The sequence below is a fragment of the Photobacterium carnosum genome, assembly GCF_021236965.1.
Taxonomy (GTDB): domain Bacteria; phylum Pseudomonadota; class Gammaproteobacteria; order Enterobacterales; family Vibrionaceae; genus Photobacterium; species Photobacterium carnosum.
This window is the reverse complement of record NZ_WMDN01000006.1, coordinates 1-18,568: the sequence shown is the minus strand read 5'-3', so window position 1 is coordinate 18,568 and position 18,568 is coordinate 1. Positions and strand designations below refer to the sequence as shown.

The following is an 18,568-nucleotide window of genomic DNA, read 5'->3' as shown; positions in this document are numbered from 1 at the left end:
TTTTATTATAAACACTTATCAGCAACCTAATCAGTATTAAATTAGTAAGCTCAATATGCAATTATAACGTACTACATATCGTAATTTGGCTGTTCTAGCCAATCATCAGCTTCATCAAACATTGCTTCAAGTTCTAATTCGACATGCTGTTTATCTTCTTTTAAACCACCTAATACGCTTAATTCGTTAGCTCCACTTAAGCGTACTCGAACTAATGCATCAGGCCAAGAAATTGCCATACGACGAGTAAATTCAGATTCAACCTGATAAAAAGTATCTTCAGGTACATTGTTTTTATTAACCATTAATTCAATACGCATATAAGTCCATCTATTATACTGGATAAAATAACACTGATTATATATACAGTTTAAGTAGGGATCCAATCTAATCTCTTCATGGTATTGAGTGGTAATGCTTGTTGCCCGTAAATTTGTATCATATAAGGTAACGATTAAAATTAAACAGGATAATAAAAACATTAAGAGTCATAATTACTATAATTAAATGCATTATTGACACTTAAAGGTGGATTTTTTTTAGTTAAAACTCGTATAGTAACGGCATAGACAATTAATACGAGAATATGATCATGTCAACATTTACAATGACAAGTAACAGCATTGCTGAAGAGAAACACCACGACAAACGTTTTTCATTTAATAGCTTTGGTAATGATGGCGATAACATTTCCCCTCAACTTGCTTGGGAAAATGCACCTGAAGGTACGAAAAGTTTCGCGGTAACGTGTTTCGATCCTGATGCACCGACTGATTGTGGTTTTTGGCATTGGCAAGTTATTAATATTCCAGCATCAACACACGAATTGGCGGAAGGTGTATCAACTAATCTTGCCACAGGTTTAGAAATGCGTAATGACTATGGCTTTAATGGTTACGGCGGTGCATGCCCTCCTGAAGGTCATGGTGTTCACCGTTACGTATTCACAGTATGGGCATTACCTTGTGAAAAACTAGAAGTGCCAGATGACGCATCATGTGCATTAGTTAGTTTTATGCTTAATGGTACGGCTTTAGCAAAATCGACTATTACCGCGCATTATCAGCGTTAATAATCATCATGCTCGCGTTAAAGAAAAGTCTCATCAGTAGTTATCTATTATGAGACTTTCTTTTTTGTAGCATAAATAACATCACCTAGGCGAAAAGGGGAATAGCATGTCAGCGCTGGTTCAGTGTATTCATTACACAGGTCAAAAATCACAGCAATTACGCAATGTGCCATTTATCTATCCTTCCATTGTTTGGGTACAAGCCGGTGTGAAAAAATTACAATGGCAAAATGATTGGCTCAATATTGATCCTAAAAATTGGCTACTCACAGCAGGGCACTCACAACAAACCTTTATTAATCAACCATCACAGACTGTATTTTCATCACTGCAATTATGCTTTTTTACTAAACCAACCACTGAACTCATTAACCGTTCTCGCCATCATGCTAGTCACCATATAGCGCCTAATTATCAATTTGATCACGTTGGCGAATATTTGTTTATGAACTTGGTTAATCTGCCAAAATCATTACCGCGTAACGTTCAAGAGTGTATGGTCAATGCATTATTTGAATATTTAGCTAATATTGGTAGGTTGCATCAACTTTTTGGCTCTCAAGATTTATTATGGCGAGACAAATTGGTTGGACTTTTTAGACAGCAGCCTAGCGAGCATCATAGTATTGAATCAGCCTGTCAGCATTTTGGTTTAAGTAAATCGACACTAATCCGTCGTTTGCGTGAAGAATCCACTCAATTTAGAGAAATTTTAGCCGAATTAAGAATGGGGTACGCATTAACGTTACTTCAGCAACAACGTTATACGCAGCTTGATTTAGCACAACTTTGTGGTTATCAGTCAGAGACAAGATTTGCACAACGATTTAAAAAACAGTTTGGTTTATCACTTAAAGAATATCAAAATACAATTGAATCTTAGCTAAGATATATTCTTAAACTTAAATATGTGACAAAGGCAAAAACTCATCAAATTAACGCTATGCTATAAGAGCATTATTTTGTCGTAAACATTGTTTTAAATGTCAGCATATAATACTATAACGACATTATAAAATAATGGCATATCAATAAAATGCATATATTAAAAAAAACGGTTATTGCTATTTCTTGCTTTGTTTGTCCGATTGCAGCACAAGCAAGTGAAAATTATATCTCAGTAGGTGCAACACATTTAGGTGGTAATGGTGTGAGTGCTTCTGGTGGCGGCTTTTCTTGGGCATCTTTTGGCTCAAAAGAACAAAATGTCGGCTTCATCGTTACAAGTTCATTAGCTAAAGAAGATGTAGATGGTACTGGTGACGTGAATAATTTATTCATTCCTTATCGCGGTACATTAAAAGTATTTGATATTAATGTTGGCCCTATCTTTAAAGTTCAAAATTTATCATGGCTTCGTTTATATCCTTTGATTGGTATTTCTCATGCCAATGTTGATATTAATGCTTGTCTAGATCATATCTGTGCTAGCGATAATGAAAGCAAAAATGAATTTAACTATGGGGTAGGCTTACAACTAGACATTCCAACAACAAATATATATACCGAATTTAATATAAAAAGAGTTATGGGTGATTTTAACAAAACCAATATGTACTTTGGTGTTGGTTACCATCTATCTAATACTTTATATTAACTTTTACGCCTATAATTTTAATATACTAAAGTGGTGATTTTTAATTGCTTTAGTATATTAAAAATCATAATGTTAGTAGATATAGCTATTTAAACAGTATCTTATCTAAGAGATAATTGATAAATATTTAATTATCATTTACTCTAATTATTATAATTTTTTGTAATGATAATTAGAGTAAATCATGATCAATCCTCAATGGTTAACGACATTTAAAACATTAATAGAAACAGAACACTTTACTCAAACCGCCGAGTTGTTAAATATGACCCAACCTGGTGTTAGTCAGCATATCAAAAAATTAGAACAAGCCTGTGGCTATCCACTTATCACACGCTATAACAAACAGTTTGAAATTACAGAACAAGGGCAGCTTGTCTATCAATATGCTCAGCAACAAACACTTCAATATCAATTATTAATGAATGATTTACAAACGGACAGCCCCTATGAAGGGACATGTAAACTAGCTTGTTCAGGATCATTTGCATTATCACTATATCCTCAGTTATTACGCTTACAACAACAATATCCCAAACTACATTTTCACTTAGAAGCTGCGCCTAACCATAAAATTTTAGACAGTATTGAAAATAATACGATAGATATAGGCATCGTTACTCAACAACCGATGAACGATCTATTTGAAACTACCATCATAGGGCAAGAACCTTTATGTTTAGTCTTTCCGCTACAATACAAAGATCATGATCTTACTAATGAATTATTAACAACCTGTGGGCTTATTGATCATCCTGATGCACAGTATTATCTTACTAAATATTTTAAACATTGTGGTCATCATAATTTAATCGATATTAAAATTGAACAATTACCGATGACTAGTTATATCAATCAACTAAACCAAATTTTGATCGCCGTAGCTGAAGGTATTGGTTTTACAGTGTTACCGCAAAGTGCGATTGATCATTTTGTTGATAAAAATAGATTATATATAGCACCACCATTAGCTTTAGTTACTGAACAATTATTTATTATTCAAAAGAAATATCGTCATTTACCGATACGTTATCAAACCGTTACTTCATTATTAACATCACTGTGCCAATAACGGATTAAATTGATGATTAAACAAACAAAAATGTATTTATTTTATTATATAATTTGACCTTCTCTATAAAATAGACTTTAAATAGATCACAAATCAGTATTTTACTGAAGAGGATCTCCCATGAAGAAGTCAACGAAATCGGCCTTAGTAGTATTAGGTGGAATAGTAATTTGTAGTCTTGCATTTACAATGATCAAAAGTGAGCAAACCAAAAATAACAACACTACCGCTCAACAAACAACATCGACTACGCTAATAAAAGATAAACCGTATAAATGCAGTGATTTTGATCCTAAAACTGGGGGATTAAAAGGCTGGACGGCAGATATGGGAATAGGGCCTGCAATACCAGAACAATTACTACCGAAAGATTGCCCCGCACTTCAACAATAATCTTTCATACCAAAGCTCTTAATTAGAAGGGCTTTGTTTTATCTCAACACCCATAAAAATACTCATAAACTCCGTGGCATATGTTAGTTGTGATGTTACTTGTACCCAGTGTGTTTATTATTTATAGCTTTTATTGATTTATTTTTTAGATTAAAAATCCTTATTTAATACTATATCAATAAGATACATTATCATTGCGTACATAAAACAACCATATTTTAATATTAAGTTGCGTTTTACTGTAAAAACTTAATAATACAACCTGAAAAATTAAAAACAAAAGAGTCAATATGTCAGGTAAAAATCGTTCAAATATCCACGTTGGTTTAGATGTACAAATAGTATTAAAACAAGATCAACGTAGCGGTAAACTTACAGCGGGCACCGTCGAGAAAATCCTAACAAACTCACCGACCCACCCACACGGCATCAAAGTCCGCTTAACAACGGGTGATGTAGGTCGAGTAAAAGTAATTGTTTCTGAATAAATAAATCACTAAACCTTTTATTCAAAAATAGTCACTAAGCAAAGCGCAATAATACTTTGTCATATCAACACGTCAGTCCATTAATAAATTGACCGCACTACCTAAAAGAGAATTCCGTGAATCGAACTAATATTATTCTACTTAGTGTCGCACTATTGCCGACGCTTGCATTTGCACAGTCGCCACAAGGCAACACCACCAACCAATCATTCAGCAAAGCTAAAAAAATCATGCAAAAGCAGATTTATACTAATCCTGTTGATATGAAGACTATTTATTGCGGTGCAGATTTTAATAATAAAAAATACGTTACGTTACCATCTGGTTTTACTACTGAGGTATATAAAAAACGCATTAAACGTTGGGAGGCTGAACACGTAGTTCCTGCGGAGAACTTTGGTCGTGCATTTACAGAATGGCGTGAAGGAGCGAAAGTTTGTATTGATAGCAAAGGTAAATCATTTAAAGGTCGTAAGTGTGCTGAAAAAGCCAACACTGAATACCGTTTAATGCAATCAGACCTTTATAACCTTTATCCAGCAGTAGGGGCTGTTAACGCTGCTCGTCAAAACTACAACTATGTAATGCTGCCTAAAACCGCCAGCAAAAATTACCGTTCATTTGGTAGTTGTGACATGATCATTGATAAGAAAGATCATGATGCTCAACCACCAGAACGTGCCCGTGGCATTATTGCGCGTACTTACATGTATTTTGATGCAGTATATCCAAGTTACAAAATGAGTCGTCAACAACGTCAATTAATGAGCGCATGGGACAAGCAATACCCAGTATCAAAGTGGGAATGTCAACGAGCAGCTAAAATCCAAAAGATTCAAGGCAATGTTGATCCTATCTTAGTGTCGCGTTGTAAAAATATCGGTTAATATTACTACAATTAATCTTTTAGAATCCACATTGAACGATGTGGATTTTCTATTTATAGCATCACTATATTCAACACATGCGGTTAAATATGACAGCATGATTCAACCTAATATTTACAACGCTATGTATGATCCCCCCGAATTGTTAACTTTTTACAGCACTCGTAGCGTTAATGTTATGATCTTCGTAGGATTATCGACCACTGATAGCGTTAATAATGAGCGCCAGTTATCAAAAGCAAACTAAACTATATTAATATTTCATTATTTGTAGTCTTATATGCTACGCTATAAAGGTAACGAGCTAGAAATACAATAGCATTAACCGTTAAGTTAATTAACCTGTTGTAATGATATATAATTTAATTGTAGTCAAACAGCAAATAACATCATTTATTGGAGTACCATTTATTAATGAGCAGCAATCGTAGAACCCAGAACCAATTAGCCGCACTTACAAAGAAACTTTCTAAGTTACAAGCTATGTCTAAGTCTACTAGAGATGGTGCAAGTAAAGCACGTTACACTGCTGATATTGAAAAAATTGAAATAGAGCTTAATAAGCTTAAAGAAACTGAAGAATAGAATCTTTCTATTTATGACGTTTGGCCTACTACTATTTCTACAATAGTAGTAGGCTAGTCAGCCATGCTAAGCAAAATCCCACCATCACAATTCAGATCACTAATAGCGACTCCCCATACCAAACCGGTTTGACATGTCATCATCTATTCGACCACCTTTCCATCCACCTAAAACAAGCAGATTAAGCACATCCTGTCCGGTGTAATCATTACCTTCAAAGAAATAGTGCGACACATCATTACGTAACAATTTCAGGGTAGGGTTTTCTTCAAAATTAATATCTTGTGGATCAACATACAAAGCGACTGCGATTTGTTGCTGACGGGCACTACACTCACGGGTACTTGCTGTAATTTGACCTAAAGAGAAAAAAACTCGACTGCCATAACCCTTTATCAACCTTGCAGAAAGCAACTTGATAACCTTTTTGATTCGGCGATGCTGAATAACTCTAAGCAATGTGATCCCCTTCATTATTGGCATTATCAACAACATCAGCTTTAAATGACTAAAACCAATGGAGAAGCTATCATCTTACTTACAATAGGCTCTTTCGTAAAATCAGTGACACAAATCATAATAAATTTAAAGGAATACATTATAAAGCATGTTGTCTAGACAGGTTCTGTAAGTGTAATTTATCTGTTTGCTCATTATCAGGTAATCGTAAAAATTCTAAACGACCATAGCAGAACTGAATTTTATTTAGAGTAACAACATGATCTTCATGTTGATTCATCCAATCTCTCATACCATCTAATAATATTACATCTTTCGAACGTGATGTTTTAAATTCACCATTACCTGTAAACACAACTAATGACTTAATTTGCTCTACTGGTACAAAGTCGAATAGAGCTTGAATTGCTTTGATATGTTTATAATTTTGATGAATAGGATTCTGAAATTGCGAACGCTTTTTGAATAATACTTGTAGCCACTTCTTGTCCTTAGCATTGCCATAAATCAAACCACTATAATGTTTGGTTTCAATAACAAACACACCTTTAGTACAAATCAAAATATGATCTATTTGAGTAGTTCCACCATCAACAGATAAAGTGACGTTATTTACAACAATACCTATTACTTGCTCATTGATTAAATAGGAATTCAATTTTTTTGAAACCAATTCTTCACCAATATTACCTTTTGATTGTTGCTTCTTTTTTGTTTTTTTTTCGAAATTATTGTTTGTTTTTTTTCCGAAAAAAATACCGCCTAAAATAAAACAAAAAAACAATCCAAAGATGTAAAGAAAAGCTAGCATAAATACCCCCTAAAATTAGGCGTAAATTTATCACTATGCAACATGTTTTAAAAGTGCTTTATACTTGAGTAACAACAAGAAATTTAACAGGGGATGATTTGACCGCTAGTTTGATTAATCCAGAGCAGGATAATCAGTATAACCGTGTTCATTCCCACCAAATAGCGTAGTGCCATCCAAGTCAGCTAACGGTTGTTGGTGCTGTAACCGCGAAACAAAATCAGGGTTAGCAATAAACGGACGCCCGAACGCAACCAAATCAGCGTAGCCTTTGTTAAGCATTTCATCAGCACGCGCTTGAGTATAACGGCCCGCGACAATGATCGTATTGGTGAAATACTCACGCAACTCAATTCTAAATGGCTCAGGGATCACTGGCGCATCATCCCAATCCGCTTCCGATAAATGCAAATAGCCAATATCACGGGCTTGAAGCTGTTTTGCAGCCTCTAAAATAGTCGGCACAATATCAGGGCAATTCATGTCTTTAAAGGTAATGAAAGGCGCAAGTCGAACCCCCACTTTATGCGCACCAATCACATTACTTACCGCATCAACCACCTCTAATAAGAAGCGAATACGGTTCTCTCTAGTGACACCGTAACTATCTGTACGATGATTAGAATTAGTACGTAAGAACTGATCGATAAGATAACCGTTACCACCGTGAATTTCGACACCATCAAAGCCAGCATCAATCGCACATTTCGCGGCATGAGCAAAATCAGCCACCACCCGATCAATATCAGCTTGGGTCATAGCTCTTGGTTCAACACAATCGACCATGTTGCCATTACCTTGTTCATCAGCAATCCACACTTTGGTTTCTACTGGTTTAAGTGCTGATGGCGCAATAGGTTTATCACCTCGCTGAAAGGTAGGATGAGACACGCGGCCTACATGCCATAACTGACAAAACATTGCCGCACCTTGCGCTTTTGCCGCTTGAGTCACTGTTTTCCAGCCAGCGACTTGCTCATTAGTATAAACACCCGGAGTGAATGAATAGCCTTGTGAATCATCTGAAATCTGGGTTGCTTCCGAGATAATTAATCCCGCACTAGCACGTTGTTGGTAATAGTTCGCCATCATCGCGTTTGGAATATTACCCGGTTGGCTACTACGCGCTCGTGTCATCGGTGCCATCACAATACGGTTTTGTAAATTCAGTGATTTAAGCTGTGTTGGTTCAAAAAGCTTGCTCATCATCGACATCTTCATTTCCTTTCTGTCTAATCTTGTTTTGATGATGTCAGTATATTGATTTGATAGAATTTGATAATTAGGTAAAATTTAAAATGATTATTCGGGTGAGCTGAATAATAAACACAAGGAAAGGGCATGGATAAGTTTTCTGATATGACATTATTTATCAGCATCGTTAAAAATCAGGGCTTAGCGGCAGCAGGAAGAGAGCTAGGATTATCACCTGCAACCGTCACCGCAAGGCTGCAAGCATTAGAAGAACGCTATGGGGTTAAGTTACTCAATCGCAGTACAAGGCATCTCTCTTTAACGGAATCTGGCGCAATGTATCATCAGGCCAGCTTAGACATTATCGACAGCGTTAAAGAGACAGAAAACTTACTCCAAACCGGTAGCCAAGAAGTGCGTGGAACGATAAAGATCGCAGCGCCCCGAGACATAGGCAAACAATACATATCACCAATAATTTCAGCATTTTGCGAATTATATCCAGACGTTGTGCCATACTTATATTTAGACGATAAACTCACCAACCTAGCGGAATCAGGCATAGATATTGTTATCCGTTATGGTGAACTGGCAGACAGTAACCTAATCTCCCGCAAACTAGCATCCAGCAGACGCGTATTGTGTGCAACGCCCCAATATTTAGCCAATAAAGGCACACCGATCACACCGCAAGATCTCGCTGATCATCATTGTTTAGCCATGATACGCAGTAATGAAGAACTGAAAACATGGCATTTTAGCGACGATACCCAACACAACGTTATAACCGTATTACCCAAACGATTTTCAGATGATGGCGAAGTGATTCGTCAATGGGCATTAGATAGCGCAGGTATAGCGTTAAAGTCAATATTAGATATTGAGCAAGACATAAAACAACAGCGACTGGTCACCGTACTTGATGGATACATGAAGAACTTCAATGCATCGACATCATCAGCCAGTGCAGATTTAAATGTGATTTACCAAAGCCGCCAATACCAACCCAAACGGCTACGATTGTTTATTGATTTCTTGATAGCGCGATTTGCGGGTAGGTTAGGGTAGTTGTCGTTATTTTTATCAGCGATAGTGAGTGACATGTTTAATAAAAATGTATGCTTATCATGAATTATGACCGACAAGTATCTAAGGGAAAGCTGATTACCCCTGATGGCTGGCCGTTAACACCAGATAGGATAATCTCTTATAGAGATAGAAGCGCCTGATGTACTTCGATTATATGTTAACATTGTAGAACCTGTGGATTAGGCAGGTTCTCAGTGCAATTTAATATTAAATGAATCAGATGCTTTGGCTTTCAAAATCACACTGAACCTTTAATCGCTAACTCTATAAGTTCTAATTTTAACTGTTTTTTTACATTTTGATTAGTGGTTTGCTTTAAGGCCGCCGCTAATAAGAAAATCTTTTCATCTATGGAGTCATCAGTACCAAATCCCGAAAATTTATAAAACCTATTGAGATTACAAATTTCAATTGTTTTAACACCTTTTTCAGTTTTAGGTATATAAAAAAAGCCAGGTTTTATCGGTTGTAAATTCTCTTCATATACGTCTAGATGGGGATGAATTATCAAAAATAAATTGCTTTTGATTGGATATTTTTTTTAGCAGTACTTGTTGTAATTTTTTTTGCTGACTTTGCTGTATTACAATCAACACAGGCCATACATAAGTTCTTAGGTTCAAACATAAAATTATCTTGAAGAGAGCGAGGAATAATATGTTCAATATCCCAATATCGTCCATGAGTCGTTTGTAAATCACGTAAGCAATATGGACAAATTGTTTTTTGTTCTGATAGATAATGATTTTTTATTTTATCTTTAATGTTGAATATATCTGAATCCCCCCAACTAGTACTATTAAATCCTTTTGAGGCTAATTTTTTATTTATTTGTTTAATTTCATCATCATTAAATAAAATGGCTTTTATCATTGTCCATCAACCTCTAGCGCATCCAACGCTAAATTTAACACATCAATTAAATCAATAAGAGTAGAGTTATTAATTAATTTATCATACAAAGAAATTAATAATATATATTCATCTTTTTCTTGATAATTTAATTTTCCATTTTTACTTAAACTACAAAGTAACTTTACACAAATTCTGTTTAAATACTCATTATTATAACCAGGAGATTCGAATATTTTAGCTAACTGATAATCTACAGACTTATATTTATATTCATTTGAAGTTATTAATTTATTCTCATCCATTTTTAAAATATAGGAATTGTCATCTTCTAAATTAGACGTTATATGTGGAGAGTGTGTTGCTATGATAAAATGACAACCTTGATAACGATTATAAATACTACTTAATAAAGGAATAAACTTACATTGCCACTCAGGATGTAAACTAATTTCAGGCTCATCAATACAAATCAAAGAATTATCCTCAATCTTACCTGCAATTCCAAGTAACATTAAAGTAAGACACTGCTCCCCAGAACTAGCTTCCCCAAAATCTATAAAACGACGATTATCATCCTTTTGTGATAACTTAAAACTATCAATAGATAAAATCCCAAAATTTAAAAGACGACTAATATCTACTAGATAACCATAATCATTATCATCAGAGTCAACTTTTATCGTAAATGTGATTTTTTTCCCCCACTGACCATCTAAATAAGAAGATAACCTCAAAATAGAATCTGAAATAATATTTCGCTTATATCCCCAATCATTGCCATAACGCATTTCATGTAATAGCTCATCACTAATCGATTTTATTTTAGTCAAAAATAAATCATCTACACCTTGCTTATTCTTGATTTTCAGTAGATCTTTCTTGGAAAGATAATTATTAACACTAAATCTAAATCTATTTCCATACCCAAGAAATGAAAGGGTATCTTTTATTATATTAAAATTACAGTCAATACGATTAGGATCATCTAATAAAGATTGAATCACACTTTTAATTAAATTATTTACAGATGATATTTTTCCACCATCCTTAAGTCCTATATAAGTATATATACTAGGATGAACCGTTAAATCATTACGGTTTAATGGGTATTTATTTTGTCGAGGAAATCGATCAAATGGACTTGTAGATAAACAAATTAATTGTTTAGGTAAACTATCTTTATAATTATCAGATATATTTTTTGATTCAAATGAGGAAGACAAATTTTCATTAATCGAATTAACTTTTATTTCATTACCATTTATAGTATATGTAAAATATTCACGACCACTCGAGACAGGAATTGTTGTTAGCTCATCCCACCTATGTGGCTGTTCTCGTAGTAACTGATCAGATACCGCAAAACTATTAGATATAAGCCTTAGAAGCCGACTTTTCCCACAACCATTTTTACCGACTAAAATAGTAAAACAATTTGACTTAGAACAATTATCCTTTAACAACTCATATGTTGAGTCATTAAAATGTACCTTTTTTATTTTTAACATTAATATACACCAAAACTAAATTTTAAGATCACGATAGTCTTAACTCATATCATTGAATGGTACTAATATCAAAGCACTCAACCAATTGCATTTAAACAATAATAAGTAATAATTTTATTGATTACTCTGACAACTTAGTGGTTAAATTTTAACCTTTATCAATACCGATAACTGATTATTGATCTATCTATCTGATGTAGAGCCAAACAATGTGCCGATAAACGGTATGTCTTTTAAAATCGGTACACCTGTATCATTATTCTTCACCAACCAAGTCACCAAGTATAATTGATTGGCCGTCTTTAGCCTGAATCACTGTTTATATCTGGCGGTTATTGATGCTGAATTATTTGAGGAATCATCATTTCTAATAGGACTTACATGAGGGATGTTGAATAAGTCATTTATGCAAAAACAATTTAAATGTTACTTTAATGACTTTTTATGCTTGATGATATTTTATATATTGTGATATTTGTCACGTCAAATAGCCAATTTTAATACCGTGGCATTCAATCAATTTTTCTCGTGCCAATTTAGGTACGAGATCTGAATAATATTCATAGATAAAAATCATCACTTATCCCTTACAGCGGATAACTTGCAAATATCCCTTGTAGCGGATAATGTTAAAATATGCCTTTCAAAAGATAATTTAAGTATGGTGATGAAATGCAAATAACATCGGCAAAAATGCTAGCAAATGCAGTAAGAGATCAACGTAAAGCACAGAATATAACTCAAAGTAATACCGCCAAATTAGTAGGTATAAAACAAACTACTGTATCAGCATTCGAGAATACGCCAGAAGGCACTAAACTCGATACGCTATTTAAATTATTGGCGGCTTTAGATCTCGAATTGCATGTTCAGCCTCGTAATAGTACCGCAGAGACACAGAGTAACAATCAGCAATGGAATGAGGAATGGTAACTATGGAAAGGTTATCCGTCGCAATGAATGGGATTTTAGTTGGTACATTATCAAAAGCATCATCAGGTGCCATCAATATCATTTAACACGGCACTTTTTAAGTACAGCTAAAGCTATTGGGTTTTCAGAGCAACGCGCCAGTGAGCTAATGGCAGAAATAAAAATCCAAACACCAACCGTCACAGCACAGTTCGTCAGCAATTACCGAATGACTTTCCTGATTATATTAGTAAGATTGTAAACTACATCTTGCAATAATTAATTAATTTGATGAGTGACAATATTAACGAACTTATTAATATTAAATATTAGTTTACTCGTCGACTTATAGAGATCAATAAAAAATATCACAGTTTTAGATGTTCACTAATATAATCGTTCTGATTCATTCGATGTTAATCCTCCATTTTTACTTCAAAATAATTTCTATTAATATTCTACATTAATAATGTAGAACAATATAAAAATTAAATTAGTATTTTTGCGCCATCATCAATATAAAGTTAAGTTTTTATTGTCAGCATTGTTACATATCAATCAATCTATCAATTAAATTACTTAACTTAAATTTTAGTAAAATAAATTGATAAGGATAACATTTTCATCGTTTTATTATATTACCTTTTTATTGTGGCATTGATAACACTTCATGAAATTAGTATAAGATTTAGAGGGATATGTGATTTTAGCAGCAGATTTAGTTAAGTGGATCCATTTAAATTAATACTAAATTTTTACTAAATTTTTACTTAACTCACTTTCAATCTAAGGATGCACTCATGAATACTGTTATTTTTGATCCTGAATTTATTGAGGAATTATACAAAGAAAAAGATCATGTGCCAGCTGTCATGGAAGATCATCGTATTAATGGCATCAATAAACTTCCACCAAGACCTTATACATTTCCTTTTACAAGTAGTCATCTTGCTATCGCTAATTTTCCTGAAAAAGCAACTAACTATCTTTCTTTAAATGGTCTATGGCAATTTCACTGCGCTTTAAATCCAGCATTACGCCCAAAAACATTCTTTGAGAATAACTATGATGTGTCTGATTGGAGCGTTATAAAAGTCCCCGGAAACTGGGAGGCTCAAGGTTTTGATCATGCAATTTATATTGATGAACATTTCCCTTTTAATACTGAATGTCCTCAAATACCAAGAGATTACAATACCGTAGGTTCATATCGGCGTACATTTGAGGTCGATGATAATTGGGAGGGACGTGAGATTTTTCTTCATCTAGCAGGAGCAAGAACAGCTTCTTTTATTTGGATTAATGGTGAGCGTGTTGGTTATAGTCAAAATGCGAAAAGCCCAGCTGAATTTAATATCACACCCTATATTCAAATAGGGGAGAACACTATTTCTGTTCAAATCTATCGTTGGTCAAATGCTAGCTATGTGGAAAAACAAGACATGCTTGATATGTCAGGATTTGAACGTGAAATTTTCATATATTCAACTGAAAAAACACGTATTTATGATTTTTATTGTAAATATGAATTAAACGAGACTTATAACAAATGCGCAATTGATTTGACGGTCTCTCTTAAACATTTTAATACAGAATCCACAACGTTATGTTTGAATGCACAATTACTCAATGATAAAAATCATTTCGTACCTATATTTACTCAAGATAAAACATTTACTAAAGAAGGAACAGACCAATCTTTTTCTTTTTATTACGATGTTGATGATCCTCGTCTTTGGACTGCTGAAACGCCGAACTTATATACTTTACTGCTAACCTTAAGTAATGAACAAGGAAAAGTTCTTGAGTCAACCAGTCACAAAATTGGATTTCGTAATATCAAAATTATAAACGGACAATTAAAAGTTAACGGTATTGCTATCAAGATAAAAGGAGTTAATCGACATGAACTACATCCAACGTTAGGTCATGTGCCAACAGAAGAAAATATGTTAACTGATATTCGTTTAATGAAAGAACATAATATCAATGCTGTTCGTACAAGTCATTTTCCTTGTCATCCTCGTTGGTACCAACTTTGTGATCAGTATGGTCTTTATATTATTGACGAAGCTAATATTGAATCACATCCATTAGCTTTAAAAGAAGAAACACAAATTGGTAACACTAAATCTTGGATCCCTGCGCACCTTGATCGCATTCAAGCGATGGTTGAACGTGATAAAAATAATGCTTGTGTGATTATTTGGTCGATGGGTAATGAAGCAGGTACTGGCTGTGTTTTTGAAGCTCTGTATCAGTGGATAAAAGAAAAAGATCAGTCTCGACCAGTACAATACCAACCTGCAGGCGAAGCAGCTTATACTGATATTGTTTGCCCTATGTACCCAACTCTTGAGCGCTTAAAAGAATTCTCTCAACAAGACGATCACCGTCCCATGATCATGATTGAATACGCACATGCAATGGGAAACTCAATTGGTATTTTACGTGATTATTGGAATATCATTGATAATAGTGACAAATTGCAAGGTGGGTTTATTTGGGAATGGATGGATCACTCATTAGAACTTACGAATAATCGTAGTCAAAAATACTGGGGTTACGGTAAAGATTACCATCCTGATATGCCAACAGATGGTAATTTTATGAATGATGGGTTGGTAGCAGCAGATCGTACACCACATCCTCACATGTCTGAAGTGAAAACAGTATATCAACCAGTACGTTTCTATCAAATTGACGCTATTAGCGGTATTTTTGAAATTGAAAACCGTTACGATTTTATCAACTTAGATCATCTTTCTATTCAGTATCATATTACTAAAGATGGACATCAGATATATTCTGGTACATTCGGGACGATTGATATTGAAGCAGGGCAACGAGAAAAAATTCAAATCCCACTTTACCATGAGTATCTTAAAGAATCTTGTGAATATATAGTTACATTAAGCGCTATAACTAAAAATGAAGAAGCCTTTATTGGATCCGGTTATGAAATAGCGTGGGATCAATTCTATATTACTGAAAGGCATTCAATTCAACCCAAACAACCTGAGGATCATCTTTCACTGAATATAAATAAAACTGACTCACAGCTTTCCATTATAGGAGATGATCTCATTGTCGAATTTAACTGTAAAACTGGTGAGTTAGTTAATTATACAGTAGGTGGAAACAGCTTCATTCGTACAGGTTTAGTTCCTAACTTTTGGCGTGGACTAACAGACAATGATTTAGGTGCTAAGTTATATAAAACATCACTGGTATGGAAAGACGCTAGTGTATTGCGTAAATTAACGTCATTTACTTATGAAACGACACCGTTGTGTATATCGGTTTATACCCAATTCACATTACCAACCATTGAAAGTTATTATCATCTTGTATATGAAATTTATCCAAGTGGTGATATTCGAGTAAAAGCTAATTTCACACCGGGTTCAGCTGAACTTCCTCTTATGCTACGAATGGGATTGCAATTGACTATTCCATCTGAATATCACTTTGTGCAATGGTTTGGGCGTGGTCCTGTAGAAACTTATTCCGATCGTAAAGGTGCTAAAATTGGTATTTATGGTGGGACCACGATTGATCAATATCATGCTTATCCCCGTCCACAAGAAACGGGTAATAAAACTGATGTGCGTTGGGTACGATTAATAAATAGTAAAGGTATTGGTATTGAAGCGATTGCAGAAGATAAGTTATTAAATACAAGTGTTTGGCCTTTTAAAGCGGAAGAACTAGATTTCGTTGCAGACACCGATGGTATGGGTGCATCCGGTCTAACTCCAATTTCTTGTAAACATGGTGCTGATATTCAACATTGTGATTTTACCACCTGGAATATTGATTTATGTCAATTAGGCACCGGAGGTCAAAACTCTTGGGGTTCTTTGCCACCACTTGATTACCAATTAACTATAAAAACATACGACTATTCATTTTTATTGCGGCCGATTCGCATGACTAAATAATAAGTTGCTCCCTCAATATTAGTTTTGGTATTGAGGGTTTTATTTATCATTAATAACAAAGGAAATTGTTATGTCTGTAAATACTGATCATCGCCATCAAATGTCTTTAGTAACATTTTTATTCTTTTCTATTGCAGGTGGTGGATTTATTCTCCGAAGCATTATTAATCAATACACCAATTGGGGATACAATTCATGGATATTGTATTTGGTAGCCACACTCATTTATGCTATTCCCTATACTTTCATGGTCATAGAACTTTCGTCTATAAAACAACTTCGAGAATCTGAAAGTGGTTATCAAACTTGGCTTAATCTTATCCTAGGTAGGAAAATGGGATTTATTGCAGGTTTTTTTTACTTTTACGTTAATATTTTTTACTTTGTTGATTTATTACCAAATGTTTTGACCTACGGACTTTATACTATTTATGCTGATGTTGAATATGTTACGGCGTTAACGACGCAAGCATGGTTTAAACCGATTATTAGTATTTCATCTATCTCGTTATTTTGGTTAGCGACATATGTATCAATGAAAGGACCTAAATGGTTGGCAACTTTACTTTCTTTCGCTGGATATGCTGGCTTCTCATTAACTATTGTCTTTTTGGTTTCTGCTGTATTCAAATTATCAACAGGAACAATTATGTCTGATGGCGTTCCTGTCGTACCTAAATATTATGAAGCTATGGATTTATCTTGGGGAATGATTGCGTCAATGTCTTGGGCTTTGCAATCTCTTGGTGGTTTAGAAGCCCTTGCGGCTTATAAACGTAACATCCGTGGTGGTGAGCGTAGTTTTCGCATAGGTTTATTACTTAACGTTACACTTTTTTCAATCGTAATGATTGCTTGTGCGTTACTTACTAATATGATTTTACCCGCAGAACAAGCGGCTAAATTAGGGTTGTTGTCAGCTATTTATGTTGTTTTCCAACAACTTGGTTTCCCAATGTGGTGGACTAATGTAATTGCTTTTTTCCTATTATTAACGACACTTTGTGGTTCTTTAATGCTATGGACTGCCGCACCAGTGAAAATGTTATTTGTTGATGCACCGAAAGGAATTTTTGGTGCTAAATTATCGGAAACAAATCATGAAGGTACACCTATCAATGCGTTAAAATTACAAGGTATCTTAGTTACTATCATTATTATTATATTTATGTTGGGACAAATGAACGCAGAGTCCGGAATTAATTCAATTCTAGTTGCGGTAAAAAATCTTAATGGTGGTGCTGCAACGTTACCTGTTTTATTTATGTTAGCTGGTTATATTAAGTTACGTTGGGATTCAAATAATCCAGAATATGCCCGTGATTTTTATTTCCTAGGAAAAGGACGACTATTTGCATCCTTAGCCGTTATTCCTATTGTCATCATTTTCAGCGCAGCAACCTTTACTGCACTAGTGCCGGCTCCTGAACTTTGGATTGAGAATTTTGGTGGTACACTTATTCAATTTATCCTTGGCCCAATGAGCATTATTGCGGTAACCATTTATTGTAGTATCATTTTTGATCGTTGGCGTGTGAAGAACCCACATGATAATTCTCATTTTAATGTTATATCTACAGAAAACACAAAAGAAGATAAAATTAAACTTGAAACACAGGAGTTGATGTAATCAAAAAATAATCAATATTAAAATATAATATTTTATATTAAGTCGAGGTTTTCCTCGGCTTTTTTATTAAAA

General features: G+C 34.3%; 18 protein-coding genes. 11 read left to right on the top strand and 7 right to left on the bottom strand.

Features of this window, described 5'->3' with window-relative positions; genetic code table 11:
• Positions 1–71: 71 nt before the first annotated feature.
• On the bottom strand, positions 72–320 hold the full coding sequence (locus GLP24_RS07790) for a DinI-like family protein (protein WP_232615821.1): 249 nt from the start codon (positions 318–320) through the stop codon (positions 72–74).
• Positions 321–592: 272 nt separating this feature from the next.
• Between GLP24_RS07790 and GLP24_RS07785 the strand changes: the two genes are divergently transcribed.
• The 7 genes from GLP24_RS07785 (at position 593) to GLP24_RS07755 (ending at position 5,509) form a co-directional block, all read left to right on the top strand.
• The gene (locus GLP24_RS07785) at positions 593–1,072 is read left to right on the top strand and encodes a YbhB/YbcL family Raf kinase inhibitor-like protein (protein WP_232614307.1); all 480 of its coding nucleotides are present in this window, start codon (positions 593–595) and stop codon (positions 1,070–1,072) included.
• A gap of 106 nt (positions 1,073–1,178) precedes the next feature.
• The gene (locus tag GLP24_RS07780; RefSeq protein ID WP_232601413.1) at positions 1,179–1,955 is read left to right on the top strand and encodes a helix-turn-helix transcriptional regulator; all 777 of its coding nucleotides are present in this window, start codon (positions 1,179–1,181) and stop codon (positions 1,953–1,955) included.
• Between the two features lie 153 nt (positions 1,956–2,108).
• Positions 2,109–2,669, top strand: a complete 561-nt coding sequence (locus GLP24_RS07775; RefSeq protein WP_232577186.1) for an outer membrane beta-barrel protein — start codon at positions 2,109–2,111, stop codon at positions 2,667–2,669.
• A 184-nt stretch (positions 2,670–2,853) separates the two neighbouring features.
• Positions 2,854–3,741 (top strand): LysR family transcriptional regulator, encoded by an 888-nt coding sequence (locus GLP24_RS07770; RefSeq protein ID WP_232575715.1) that lies wholly within the window; start codon positions 2,854–2,856, stop codon positions 3,739–3,741.
• A gap of 120 nt (positions 3,742–3,861) precedes the next feature.
• Positions 3,862–4,134: a hypothetical protein gene (locus GLP24_RS07765; RefSeq protein WP_101767821.1), complete on the top strand. Its 273-nt coding sequence runs from the start codon at positions 3,862–3,864 to the stop codon at positions 4,132–4,134.
• 290 nt (positions 4,135–4,424) lie between these two features.
• The gene (locus GLP24_RS07760; protein ID WP_101767822.1) at positions 4,425–4,622 is read left to right on the top strand and encodes a YwbE family protein; all 198 of its coding nucleotides are present in this window, start codon (positions 4,425–4,427) and stop codon (positions 4,620–4,622) included.
• Between the two features lie 116 nt (positions 4,623–4,738).
• On the top strand, positions 4,739–5,509 hold the full coding sequence (locus GLP24_RS07755; protein WP_373322855.1) for an endonuclease: 771 nt from the start codon (positions 4,739–4,741) through the stop codon (positions 5,507–5,509).
• A 684-nt stretch (positions 5,510–6,193) separates the two neighbouring features.
• Here GLP24_RS07755 and GLP24_RS07750 read toward each other — a convergent pair.
• The 3 genes from GLP24_RS07750 to GLP24_RS07740 form a co-directional block, all read right to left on the bottom strand.
• Positions 6,194–6,553 (bottom strand): DUF6559 family protein, encoded by a 360-nt coding sequence (locus GLP24_RS07750; protein ID WP_232597928.1) that lies wholly within the window; start codon positions 6,551–6,553, stop codon positions 6,194–6,196.
• A gap of 139 nt (positions 6,554–6,692) precedes the next feature.
• Positions 6,693–7,364 carry a nuclease-related domain-containing protein gene (locus GLP24_RS07745; protein ID WP_232615820.1) on the bottom strand — a complete coding sequence of 224 codons (672 nt, stop codon included), beginning with the start codon at positions 7,362–7,364 and terminating at the stop codon, positions 6,693–6,695.
• Positions 7,365–7,478: 114 nt separating this feature from the next.
• A complete protein-coding gene (locus GLP24_RS07740) occupies positions 7,479–8,570 on the bottom strand; it encodes an alkene reductase (RefSeq protein WP_232615866.1) in 1,092 nt (363 codons plus the stop codon).
• A 135-nt stretch (positions 8,571–8,705) separates the two neighbouring features.
• On the opposite strand from GLP24_RS07740, the gene GLP24_RS07735 reads away from it, so the two are divergent.
• Positions 8,706–9,626 carry a LysR family transcriptional regulator gene (locus tag GLP24_RS07735; RefSeq protein WP_232615819.1) on the top strand — a complete coding sequence of 307 codons (921 nt, stop codon included), beginning with the start codon at positions 8,706–8,708 and terminating at the stop codon, positions 9,624–9,626.
• Positions 9,627–9,885: 259 nt separating this feature from the next.
• Here the strand turns inward: GLP24_RS07735 and GLP24_RS07730 are convergent, their stop codons facing one another.
• Genes GLP24_RS07730 through GLP24_RS07720 form a run of 3 tightly spaced genes read right to left on the bottom strand, consistent with a single transcriptional unit; the run spans position 9,886 to position 12,010 of the window.
• Positions 9,886–10,158, bottom strand: a complete 273-nt coding sequence (locus tag GLP24_RS07730; protein WP_232615818.1) for a hypothetical protein — start codon at positions 10,156–10,158, stop codon at positions 9,886–9,888.
• Positions 10,155–10,520 carry an HNH endonuclease gene (locus tag GLP24_RS07725; RefSeq protein WP_232615817.1) on the bottom strand — a complete coding sequence of 122 codons (366 nt, stop codon included), beginning with the start codon at positions 10,518–10,520 and terminating at the stop codon, positions 10,155–10,157. The genes GLP24_RS07730 and GLP24_RS07725 overlap by 4 nt, the downstream gene beginning before the upstream one ends.
• Entirely contained in the window at positions 10,517–12,010 is a 1,494-nt protein-coding gene (locus GLP24_RS07720) for an AAA family ATPase (RefSeq protein ID WP_232615816.1), read from the bottom strand. Before GLP24_RS07720 ends, GLP24_RS07725 begins: the two co-directional genes overlap by 4 nt.
• Positions 12,011–12,682: 672 nt before the next feature.
• Between GLP24_RS07720 and GLP24_RS07715 the strand changes: the two genes are divergently transcribed.
• The 3 genes from GLP24_RS07715 to GLP24_RS07705 all read left to right on the top strand — a co-directional run bounded on the left by GLP24_RS07715 (position 12,683) and on the right by GLP24_RS07705 (position 18,496).
• A complete protein-coding gene (locus GLP24_RS07715) occupies positions 12,683–12,943 on the top strand; it encodes a helix-turn-helix domain-containing protein (RefSeq protein WP_232583483.1) in 261 nt (86 codons plus the stop codon).
• Between the two features lie 779 nt (positions 12,944–13,722).
• On the top strand, positions 13,723–16,866 hold the full coding sequence (locus tag GLP24_RS07710; RefSeq protein WP_232615815.1) for a glycoside hydrolase family 2 TIM barrel-domain containing protein: 3,144 nt from the start codon (positions 13,723–13,725) through the stop codon (positions 16,864–16,866).
• Positions 16,867–16,936: 70 nt separating this feature from the next.
• Complete coding sequence (locus GLP24_RS07705; protein ID WP_232610412.1) at positions 16,937–18,496, top strand: APC family permease; 1,560 nt, start codon at positions 16,937–16,939, stop codon at positions 18,494–18,496.
• The last annotated feature ends 72 nt before the right edge of the window (positions 18,497–18,568 follow it).

Bases quoted from the DNA above. Each gene is read 5' to 3' on its own strand.
- GLP24_RS07790 (WP_232615821.1), bottom strand. From the start codon at position 320: ATGCGTATTGAATTAATGGTTAATAAAAACAATGTACCTGAAGATACT.
- GLP24_RS07785 (WP_232614307.1), top strand. From the start codon at position 593: ATGTCAACATTTACAATGACAAGTAACAGCATTGCTGAAGAGAAACAC.
- GLP24_RS07780 (WP_232601413.1), top strand. From the start codon at position 1,179: ATGTCAGCGCTGGTTCAGTGTATTCATTACACAGGTCAAAAATCACAG.
- GLP24_RS07775 (WP_232577186.1), top strand. From the start codon at position 2,109: ATGCATATATTAAAAAAAACGGTTATTGCTATTTCTTGCTTTGTTTGT.
- GLP24_RS07770 (WP_232575715.1), top strand. From the start codon at position 2,854: ATGATCAATCCTCAATGGTTAACGACATTTAAAACATTAATAGAAACA.
- GLP24_RS07765 (WP_101767821.1), top strand. From the start codon at position 3,862: ATGAAGAAGTCAACGAAATCGGCCTTAGTAGTATTAGGTGGAATAGTA.
- GLP24_RS07760 (WP_101767822.1), top strand. From the start codon at position 4,425: ATGTCAGGTAAAAATCGTTCAAATATCCACGTTGGTTTAGATGTACAA.
- GLP24_RS07745 (WP_232615820.1), bottom strand. From the start codon at position 7,364: ATGCTAGCTTTTCTTTACATCTTTGGATTGTTTTTTTGTTTTATTTTA.
- GLP24_RS07740 (WP_232615866.1), bottom strand. From the start codon at position 8,570: ATGAGCAAGCTTTTTGAACCAACACAGCTTAAATCACTGAATTTACAA.
- GLP24_RS07735 (WP_232615819.1), top strand. From the start codon at position 8,706: ATGGATAAGTTTTCTGATATGACATTATTTATCAGCATCGTTAAAAAT.
- GLP24_RS07725 (WP_232615817.1), bottom strand. From the start codon at position 10,520: ATGATAAAAGCCATTTTATTTAATGATGATGAAATTAAACAAATAAAT.
- GLP24_RS07720 (WP_232615816.1), bottom strand. From the start codon at position 12,010: ATGTTAAAAATAAAAAAGGTACATTTTAATGACTCAACATATGAGTTG.
- GLP24_RS07715 (WP_232583483.1), top strand. From the start codon at position 12,683: ATGCAAATAACATCGGCAAAAATGCTAGCAAATGCAGTAAGAGATCAA.
- GLP24_RS07710 (WP_232615815.1), top strand. From the start codon at position 13,723: ATGAATACTGTTATTTTTGATCCTGAATTTATTGAGGAATTATACAAA.
- GLP24_RS07705 (WP_232610412.1), top strand. From the start codon at position 16,937: ATGTCTGTAAATACTGATCATCGCCATCAAATGTCTTTAGTAACATTT.